General features: G+C 32.9%; 9 protein-coding genes. 7 read left to right on the forward strand and 2 right to left on the reverse strand.

The genetic code is table 11. The features are described from left to right. Window positions 1-5: 5 nt before the first annotated feature. Entirely contained in the window at window positions 6-1,088 is a 1,083-nt protein-coding gene (locus tag PMI10_RS11050) for an efflux RND transporter periplasmic adaptor subunit (RefSeq protein ID WP_007807736.1), read from the reverse strand. Between the two features lie 174 nt (window positions 1,089-1,262). Beyond that, window positions 1,263-1,640 (reverse strand): hypothetical protein, encoded by a 378-nt coding sequence (locus PMI10_RS11055; protein WP_007807738.1) that lies wholly within the window; start codon window positions 1,638-1,640, stop codon window positions 1,263-1,265. A gap of 328 nt (window positions 1,641-1,968) precedes the next feature. Here PMI10_RS11055 and PMI10_RS11060 point away from each other — a divergent pair, with 328 nt between their 5' ends. From PMI10_RS11060 to PMI10_RS11090, 7 genes are all read left to right on the forward strand, one after another. Next, window positions 1,969-2,469, forward strand: coding sequence for a tetratricopeptide repeat protein (locus PMI10_RS11060; RefSeq protein ID WP_007807741.1), 501 nt, complete (start codon window positions 1,969-1,971; stop codon window positions 2,467-2,469). Window positions 2,470-2,594: 125 nt separating this feature from the next. Continuing rightward, window positions 2,595-3,554 carry an ion channel gene (locus PMI10_RS11065; RefSeq protein ID WP_007807744.1) on the forward strand — a complete coding sequence of 320 codons (960 nt, stop codon included), beginning with the start codon at window positions 2,595-2,597 and terminating at the stop codon, window positions 3,552-3,554. Between the two features lie 74 nt (window positions 3,555-3,628). Then, a complete protein-coding gene (locus tag PMI10_RS11070) occupies window positions 3,629-4,528 on the forward strand; it encodes a MerR family transcriptional regulator (RefSeq protein WP_007807746.1) in 900 nt (299 codons plus the stop codon). 36 nt (window positions 4,529-4,564) lie between these two features. Next, entirely contained in the window at window positions 4,565-6,031 is a 1,467-nt protein-coding gene (locus PMI10_RS11075; RefSeq protein WP_007807749.1) for a phytoene desaturase family protein, read from the forward strand. 3 nt (window positions 6,032-6,034) lie between these two features. Continuing rightward, complete coding sequence (locus tag PMI10_RS11080) at window positions 6,035-6,874, forward strand: phytoene/squalene synthase family protein (RefSeq protein WP_007807752.1); 840 nt, start codon at window positions 6,035-6,037, stop codon at window positions 6,872-6,874. A 253-nt stretch (window positions 6,875-7,127) separates the two neighbouring features. After that, window positions 7,128-7,571, forward strand: a complete 444-nt coding sequence (locus PMI10_RS11085) for a sterol desaturase family protein (protein WP_007807755.1) — start codon at window positions 7,128-7,130, stop codon at window positions 7,569-7,571. Window positions 7,572-7,726: 155 nt separating this feature from the next. Then, window positions 7,727-9,022, forward strand: coding sequence for a cryptochrome/photolyase family protein (locus PMI10_RS11090; protein WP_007807757.1), 1,296 nt, complete (start codon window positions 7,727-7,729; stop codon window positions 9,020-9,022). Window positions 9,023-9,121 lie beyond the last annotated feature (99 nt).

Below are 9,121 nucleotides of genomic sequence, written 5' to 3' on the forward strand. Positions count from 1 at the left end.
TAAACCTATTCTGCTTTTACGCGTAAATTATTAATTACCGTTTGAGGAGACTGGAATTCGTATTTAATTTTGTCATTCTCTTTTACTTTCTGAACCCCTTCAAGTAAAATTTTGTCATTTTCAGTAAGTCCGCTTTGTATCACGTATAAATCCGGAATTTCACCTGTAATAGTGATCTCTCTTGAACTTACTTTATCATTTTTATCTACAACAAAAACATATTTTTTATCCTGGATCTCGTACGTTGCTTTTTGTGGAATTACGATTGCATTTTTAAGAGGCACAAGCATTTGAACTTGTCCTGTTTCACCATTTCTAAGTAATTTACCAGAGTTAGGAAATCTTGCTCTAAAAGCAATATTTCCGGTTTCATTGTTAAATTCACTTTCGATTACTTCTACATTTCCTTTGTATTTAAAAACTTGCCCATCAGCTAAAATCAAACTGACTTTATTTCCTGCACGATCTTTTACATCGGTTTGATATTGTAAATATTCTGGTTCTGATACGTTGAAATAAGCAAACATCTGACTGTTATCAGAAAGGCTGGTCAACAATTCACCCTCATCGATAAGACTTCCTAATTTTAAAGGAAGACGGTCGATTGTTCCGTCAAACGGAGCCTTGATCTCAGTAAATGATAAATGCAGTTTTGCAAGGGCCACCTCAGCTTTTGCCGACTGAAGTTTAGCCTGGGCAACAGCCTGTTCATTCTTTGAAACGATGTTTTTATCGGCCAGAGTTTTGGCGTTTAGTAATTCTATTTCAGCAGATTTTTGTTCTGCCTGAGCTTTAAGTAATTCAGCTTCATACATTTTCGGCATGATTCTAAACAATACCTGACCCGCTTTTACGAACTGGCCTTCATCAACATAAATGTTTTGCAGGAATCCTTTTTCCTGAGCACGGATTTCGATGTTTCGTACAGATTTAATCTGCGAAACATATTGTTTGGCAAATGAAGTGTCTATTTTTACAGGATTGGTTACTGTAAATTTTTCTGCTTCTTCTTTTTCTTCTTTTTTTGATGTACAACTGGTTAGGCACAACAAGGCTAATAAGCCCGTTAAAATAACTACTCTTTTCATGATATAAATTTGGAAATTAAGCGATAGGATGTCAGGAATACAAGATTCCTGAGGTCTGAAACATAAAATCAGTCGCCAGAATAAACCGTGAAAAGTTAAAATGAAAAAGTATCTTAAAAATACAATCCGTACTTATACATGATCACGCTTATTGGTAACCGATAATAAGTAGAATCAAATTCTTAAAACTCTCTGAGTAATATAAATAGGATTTGAATTGCCACAGAATGGCACGAAGAATTTAAAATGACTGTGATAATTTACAATGATCTGACTTGAGAATGTCAAATACCAGTTATCAAGCAAGCTGTAATTTGCAGCAAAATTTTTATTTACTACATTATTTTTAAAAGTATCATCACCCAAATGCTCCTCATCTAAATCAGCTTCCTCGATTATGGAACTGCCCTGATCCTGATTAGTGTATTTTACACGGTGTTTATGCTCATAAGCATGAAGATGAGAATTTTGATGTGTACCCGCATTAAGATATTGCCCTCCGCCAAGCAGAAGGAAATTCATGAATACCAGAAATACAATTAATTTTCTCATTTGACTGCGAAAGTAATGAAAGTATTGAAACAAAAAAATAAATTTTAATAAGCTTTAACAAGTAAAAGAAACGAAAACGTTTTCTTTTTCGCTTTAAAAAATTAACACTAAAAATTTTAGATTTTATTTGTAAAAAATAGAAGACTTTTTCTGTACGAAAAAAAAATATTTACAGCTTTTTAATCGCTGTCAATCATTTAAGTAGCTAAGAAAGGCAAATTTATTTCTATTTTTCTTCTCATTTTTGAGCAAAAGAACTTTTCTTGCAAAATAAATATTTCTATATTCGTTTTTCACAATATTAATCTAAACCCCCAAATTAGTTTTTATGAAAAACCTACTACTTACTTTATTTTTTATGATGACCTGCCTGGGCTGGTCACAATCTGCAAACGATTTTTTTGACAAAGCTCTTAAAAAAGCAGAAGCCGGAAACACAAAAGGAGCAATTGCAGACTACACCAAAGCTATTGGCCTGAATACAAAATTTGTTGCAGCGTATCAAAACAGAGGAGTTGCAAAATTCAAAGCTAATGACCTGACCGGAGCCATTGCCGATTTTAATAAAACAATCGAATTGGATGACATGAATGCTGACGCTTTTACCGGCAGGGCCAATGTCAATTACAAGTTAATGAAATATGAGGAAGCCATTAAAGATTGTTCCTCCTCTATTGGTTTGAATCCTAAAGATTATGTAGCCTTCAATCTCAGGGCTTTAGCTTATAACAAAATCGGGAACAAAAAAAATGCCTGCAAGGATTTTTCAAAAGCAATAGAATTAGGCAGCCAGAGTGCTATCAAAAACAGAGCTACTTTTTGTAAATAAGTACAACTAGCTAACAGTAAGCAATCTGGAAGAATTAAAATCTTACAGATTGCTTTTTTTATTAAAAATAATGAAGTTATTTATCCTAAAAAGATATTCCTACATTTGTTTAAAAGCAAAAATCAATGGCACTTCTAAGAAATGTAAATACAAAAGCAAAAGCCGATAAAAATTCAGGTTTTGGAACCAACGCAAACAGCTACGGAGGAAGATTTGTAAACAAAGACGGAACTCCTAATATCGAAAAAAGAGGGATGCATCTGTTACGCCGAATCAGTTGGTACCACACTATGATTGATATGCCCAACTGGAAATTCATGCTTATTTTATTTGCATTTTATATTGTAATCAATTTTATTTTTGCACTTATCTATTATGCAATTGGCATTCAGCACCTTGACGGAATTGCCCAATCACAAAGTGTATTAACACAGTTTGGCCAGGCCTATTTTTTTAGTGCACAAACTTTTACCACCGTTGGTTACGGACATATAAGCCCAACTGGTTTTTTAACCAGTGCACTTTCAGCCGCTGAAGCTTTAATTGGTCTTTTGAGTTTTGCAATTGCAACAGGTTTATTTTTTGGAAGATTCAGCAAACCAACAGCTTTTTTAAAATTTTCACATAATGCTTTAATAGCTCCATATGAAGACAAGAAAGGGTTAATGATTAGGCTCGTTCCTTTTAAAAATACCAATTTTACTGATGCCAAAGCAAAAGTAACATTGGGTATGAGTGTAGAGGAAAACGGAAAAATGACTAACAAATTTTATAATTTAGAATTAGAATTAGATCGGGTTAATGCACTTTCATTAAGCTGGACATTAGTTCACCCCATTACCGAAAACAGCCCTTTATATAATTTTACCGAAGAAGATTTCAAGAAAATCCATGGTGAATTTTTAGTATTCATCACCACTTTTGATGACCTCTTCAGTAATACTGTTGCTGCAAGAACATCTTATACTTTTAATGAAATTATATACGGAGCCAAATTTAAAACGATGTACAATAGAAGCAAAGATGGTTCTAAAACAATTCTGCATTTAGATTTGTTAAACAAATTTGACCCATACACTTTTTAAAATTCATCATTTTAAACTAGTTTAAAAGGTAATTTCAGACTTTATTCTATTTTTACTTTTACACAATAACAAAAATGATAAACGACATAAAGACAGTTTTCAGTATAAAAGATCTTGAAAACTTATCCGGAATAAAAGCACATACCATCCGCATTTGGGAAAAGAGATATAAAGTTCTGGAGCCCATGCGAACTGACACTAACATTCGAATGTATAATTTATCCAGTTTACAAAAACTATTAAACATTACATTACTTCATGAATATGGTTATAAAATATCTAAAATCGCCACATTCTCAGAAGAGAAAATCCAGGAATCAGTCCGTGAAATTATTTCTAAGAAAAATTCGCAGAATTATGCCATTAATTCCTTTAAAATGGCCATGATGAATTTTGATCAGGAAATCTTTTTTAACACTTTTGACTTGCTGATTGCTGAAAAATCATTTAAAGAAGTTTTCAAAGAAAATTTCCTTCCTTTATTGAAAGAATTAGGATTATTATGGCAGTCTCAGACAATAAGTCCTGCAAATGAGCATTTTATGAGCCATTTGATCAGGCAAAAAATATTAATTTATACAGAAGGAATACAGATTTTAAAGCCAACTAAAACCCATAAAGTATTTGTACTTTCATTACCATTAAATGAAATTCATCAAATAGGATTACTATATCTTCAATATGAAATTTTATTACAAGGTTACAAAACTATCTATCTGGGTGAAAGTATGCCGATCGAAAACCTTGAAGATATCACCAGACATTTCAGTACAATAACATTTGTCACCTTTATGACTGTCCAGCCAGATCGCACCAATGTTAACCAATATGTAAAAACAATGGAGCAAAAATTGCTTTTAAAAAACAATGAAATTTGGCTCATGGGAAAAATGACAGAACATATCGACAGGAAAAATTTATCTCAAAGAACTTTTATTTTTGACTCAATCGAGGAAACAATTAATAAAATATAATTTTTTGTTTAAAGTTTTTATACATTTGTTAAACAAATGAAAAAAACTATCACAATAATAGGATCAGGCTTTTCAGCTTTAGCAGCATCATGCTACCTGGCACAGCATGGTCATAAAGTTACTGTTTACGAAAAAAATGATTCAATTGGCGGCAGGGCAAGACAATTCAGTAAAAACGGCTTCACCTTCGACATGGGGCCAAGCTGGTATTGGATGCCCGATGTTTTTGAGCTTTTCTTTCAGGATTTCAACAAAAAAACATCTGATTATTACGAACTCATAAAACTAAATCCCGCATATCGGGTTTATTTTGGAGTTGATGATTTCATTAGCATCTTCGATAATTTAGAGAAGATAAAAACCACTTTTGAAAACATTGAAGAAGGAAGCGGTAAAAGACTCGAAAACTTCATCAGTCATGCAAAAAGCAATTATGATATTGCCATAAAAGATTTGGTATATCGTCCGGGAATTTCGCCATTGGAATTAATTACTCCAAAAACAGTTCTAAAACTAAATCAGTTTTTTAGTACCGTTAGCCGAGATATAAGGAAGAATTTCAAAAACGAAAGATTAATTCAGATACTGGAATTCCCCGTTTTATTTCTCGGAGCAAAACCGACAAAAACACCATCATTTTATAATTTCATGAACTATGCCGATTTTGGTTTAGGAACCTGGCATCCCAAAACCGGGATGTTTGATGTGGTCTGCGGGATCGAAAAATTGGCAACTGAACTGGGGGTTACAATCCAAACCAATTCAGCAATAGAAAAAATAGTTGTCGAAAATAAAACTGCGACCGGAATTGTAATAAATGGGGAATTTATTGGAGCAGACATTGTTTTAAGTGGTGCCGATTATCATCATACCGAAACTTTACTGGAAGAAAAACATCGTGTCTATTCAGAAAAATATTGGGAAAACCGCGTTTTCGCACCTTCTTCTCTTTTGTTTTTTGTAGGTTTTGATAAAAAAATAGAAAACATTTCACATCATGCTCTTTTCTTTGATGTTGATTTTAACCAGCATGCCTCAGCTATTTATGATGATCCAAAATGGCCGGAAGCTCCTTTATTTTATGCTAACTTCCCATCAAAAACAGATAAAACTGCAGCACCGGAAGGAATGGAAAGTGGTTTTTTCCTCATTCCGTTAGCACCGGGAATAAATGATACTGAAGCACTTAGAGAAGCATATTTCGAAAAAATAATTACTCGTTTTGAACAGCTTACACAACAAAAAATTAAAAATAGCATTATATTTAAGAAATCATTCTGTAAAAACGATTTTGTAGCCGATTATAATGCTTACAAAGGAAATGCTTACGGAATGGCAAACACCTTATTGCAAACCGCTTTTTTAAGACCAAAACTAAAAAGCAAAAAAATTCGTAACTTATATTTTACAGGACAATTGACAGTTCCTGGCCCTGGTGTTCCTCCTGCTTTAATTTCAGGAAAATTGGTTGCTGAGTTAATTCAAAAATCTATTAGATCGTAAAAAATGAAATCACTATTTGATACTACTTCTTTTAAGTGCAGCAAGTTGGTTACCAAAAACTATAGTACATCCTTTTCTTTGGCTGTTTATATGTTATCACCAAATATCAGAGGTGCCATTTACAGCATTTACGGATTTGTGCGTTTTGCAGATGAAATTGTCGATTCATTTCATGACTATGACAAAGAAAAACTTATTAATGATTTCGAAAAAGAATATTACAAAGCTATGGAAATGGGAATCAGCCTCAATCCTATTCTCAACTCTTTTCAGCATACTGTAAAACAATATAATATTACCGACGATTTGGTACAGGCTTTTTTAAAAAGCATGAAACTCGATTTGGTAAAATCAACTTACAATACACAAACAGAATACGAAGACTATATTTATGGTTCCGCAGACGTGGTGGGTTTAATGTGCCTGAAAGTTTTTGTAAACGGAAAAACTGAAAAATACGAGCAGCTAAAGCACGAAGCAATGCGATTAGGTTCAGCTTTTCAAAAAGTAAATTTTTTAAGGGATTTAAAAGATGACAATCTGGTTCTAAACCGAAATTATTTTCCGGGTGTTGATCTGAATACTTTTGATGAAAATTCAAAAACAGCAATCATAAACGAAATTGAAGAAGATTTCAGGATTGCTTATCAGGGAATTGTAAAACTCCCGATCGAAGCTCAATTTGGTGTTTATACTGCTTTTGTCTATTATAAAAAACTTTTAAAGAAGCTAAAAAACACACCCAGCAATCAAATTGGGAATTCCAGAATTAGAGTTTCAAACTATACTAAAGCAGGACTTTTAGCACAATCTTTTGTTACTTACAAACTAAAATTAGTGTAAATGTTTTTTTTCTTAACACATAGAAACATAGATTATTTGCCTCAGTTAGATCGAAATGAAATGATATATCATTTTCCACATAGCTATGTGTATTTTAAAAAAGTGAAACGCCTTATTTTCAACTAAAAATTCTATGTTTCTATGTGTTAAGAAATGCTTATAGTGAAAAATATTCTTTTGAGTCAATCTTTTAATATTTAAAGCTAACCTCTCAAGATTTTAAGTAATAATTTAATAATTCAGCAAATACAAAATGATTTCATTTTTAATCTTTTTAGGTGTTTTTTTATTCATGGAATGTGTAACCTGGCTCACACACAAGTACATTATGCACGGACTTATGTGGTACTTTCATGCCGATCACCATCAACCGAAATACGAACATACTTTTGAACGCAACGACATTTTCTTTGTCATTTTCGCTATTCCGAGTATTGTTCTGTTTTATTTTGGTGTTCAGGGTGGATTCAATTATTTGTTTTTCATCGCATGTGGGCTAACATTTTATGGCATCTGTTATTTTTTAATTCATGATGTCTTAATTCATCAACGTTTTAAATGGTTTAAAAATACAAAAAACAAATACCTCATCGGATTGCGAAAAGCACATAAAATACACCATAAACATCTGGGTAAAGAAGATGGCGAATGCTTTGGAATGTTATTCGTTCCTTTTAAATATTATAAAATAAACTAATCGTAGAAAACAAAATCAAAAGCATGATTTTGCATACTTAACTTGTCATGAAATATTTTTTTATTACAGATTTCATTGATTAACACAGATTAAAAATCCTTTAAAAATCATAAAAATCTGTGGCAATAAAAAAAACACAATCAGAAACTAACATAATGACAAAACAAAAAATCACCTTTTTCTGGTTCAAACGCGATTTACGTTTAGACGATAATATTGGGTTATTTCATGCATTACAGTCTAATTTTCCTGTGATTCCATTATTCATTTTTGATGAAGATATTCTCGACCACCTTCCAAAGAACGATGCAAGGGTAAGTTTTATATACGATTCCCTCGAAAAAATAAACGAACAGCTTTCCGCTATTGATTCTTCCATTTTAATTAAAAAAGGAAAAACTGCCGAAGTCTGGAAATCACTTTTAACCGAATTTGATATTCAGAAAGTTTTCTTCAATAAAGATTACGAACCTTATGCCATAAAACGCGATCAGGAAATTGATGCATTATTACAGCAAAATAATATTGAATCTTTATCATACAAGGACCACGTTATTTTTGAAGAAAAGGAAATCACTAAATCCGACGGACTTCCTTACACGGTTTACACACCTTACAAAAACAAATGGCTGGAGAAATATCATCTTTCAGGAACAGTTCAGGAATATGATACAAAACCACACTTTTTGAATTTTGCCAAAAATCAATTTCAATTTCCAAAATTATCTGAAACAGGTTTTGAAAGAAGTACAATAAAAGTATTCCCGTATAACTTAACTCAAATTGCAAATTATAAAGAAACCAGAGATTTTCCGGCTCTGGACAGTACTTCTTATCTTTCTCCACATTTACGTTTTGGAACTGTGAGTATTCGCAAATTGATAAATTGGGCAAACGGGAAAAACCAGACTTTCCTGAGCGAATTGATTTGGCGTGAATTTTTTATTCAGATTCTGTTTAATTTTCCAAAAGTAGTCGATCATAATTTCAAATCGGCTTATGATGGCATTCAATGGCGAAATAACGAAGACGATTTTAAACGCTGGTGTTCCGGAACAACTGGTTACCCAATGGTCGATGCGGGAATGCGTCAGTTAAATGAGACGGGGTATATGCACAATCGCGTACGTATGGTGGTTGCGAGTTTTTTGTGCAAACATTTATTGATTAACTGGCAATGGGGCGAAGCTTATTTTGCTGAAAAATTACTTGATTTTGAATTGGCTTCGAATGTCGGAAACTGGCAATGGGCTGCAGGAACTGGCTGTGACGCCGCACCTTATTTCAGGGTTTTTAATCCTGAAATTCAACAGAAGAAATTTGACGAAAAAGGAATCTACATCCGCAAATGGATTCCCGAATTTGATTTGGGTTATAATGGACCTATGATTGATCATGCTTTTGCGAGAGATCGTGCTATTGCGGCTTATAAGGCGGGGATTGTGAGGTAAACAAAAATTACCTCTGCAAAGTCTTTGCGAGGAACGAAGCAACCACACTAACAAGAAGCAAATTTGCTAGTCAAAAAGATATGCTGCATGTGATTGCTT

It is taken from the genome of Flavobacterium sp. CF136, assembly GCF_000282055.1.
In the GTDB taxonomy this organism is placed as follows: Bacteria; Bacteroidota; Bacteroidia; order Flavobacteriales; family Flavobacteriaceae; genus Flavobacterium.

Coding starts and splice junctions, on each gene's coding strand:
- PMI10_RS11060 (WP_007807741.1), top strand. CDS start 1,969: ATGAAAAACCTACTACTTACTTTATTTTTTATGATGACCTGCCTGGGC.
- PMI10_RS11075 (WP_007807749.1), top strand. CDS start 4,565: ATGAAAAAAACTATCACAATAATAGGATCAGGCTTTTCAGCTTTAGCA.
- PMI10_RS11080 (WP_007807752.1), top strand. CDS start 6,035: ATGAAATCACTATTTGATACTACTTCTTTTAAGTGCAGCAAGTTGGTT.
- PMI10_RS11090 (WP_007807757.1), top strand. CDS start 7,727: ATGACAAAACAAAAAATCACCTTTTTCTGGTTCAAACGCGATTTACGT.
- PMI10_RS11050 (WP_007807736.1), bottom strand. CDS start 1,088: ATGAAAAGAGTAGTTATTTTAACGGGCTTATTAGCCTTGTTGTGCCTA.
- PMI10_RS11055 (WP_007807738.1), bottom strand. CDS start 1,640: ATGAGAAAATTAATTGTATTTCTGGTATTCATGAATTTCCTTCTGCTT.
- PMI10_RS11065 (WP_007807744.1), top strand. CDS start 2,595: ATGGCACTTCTAAGAAATGTAAATACAAAAGCAAAAGCCGATAAAAAT.
- PMI10_RS11085 (WP_007807755.1), top strand. CDS start 7,128: ATGATTTCATTTTTAATCTTTTTAGGTGTTTTTTTATTCATGGAATGT.
- PMI10_RS11070 (WP_007807746.1), top strand. CDS start 3,629: ATGATAAACGACATAAAGACAGTTTTCAGTATAAAAGATCTTGAAAAC.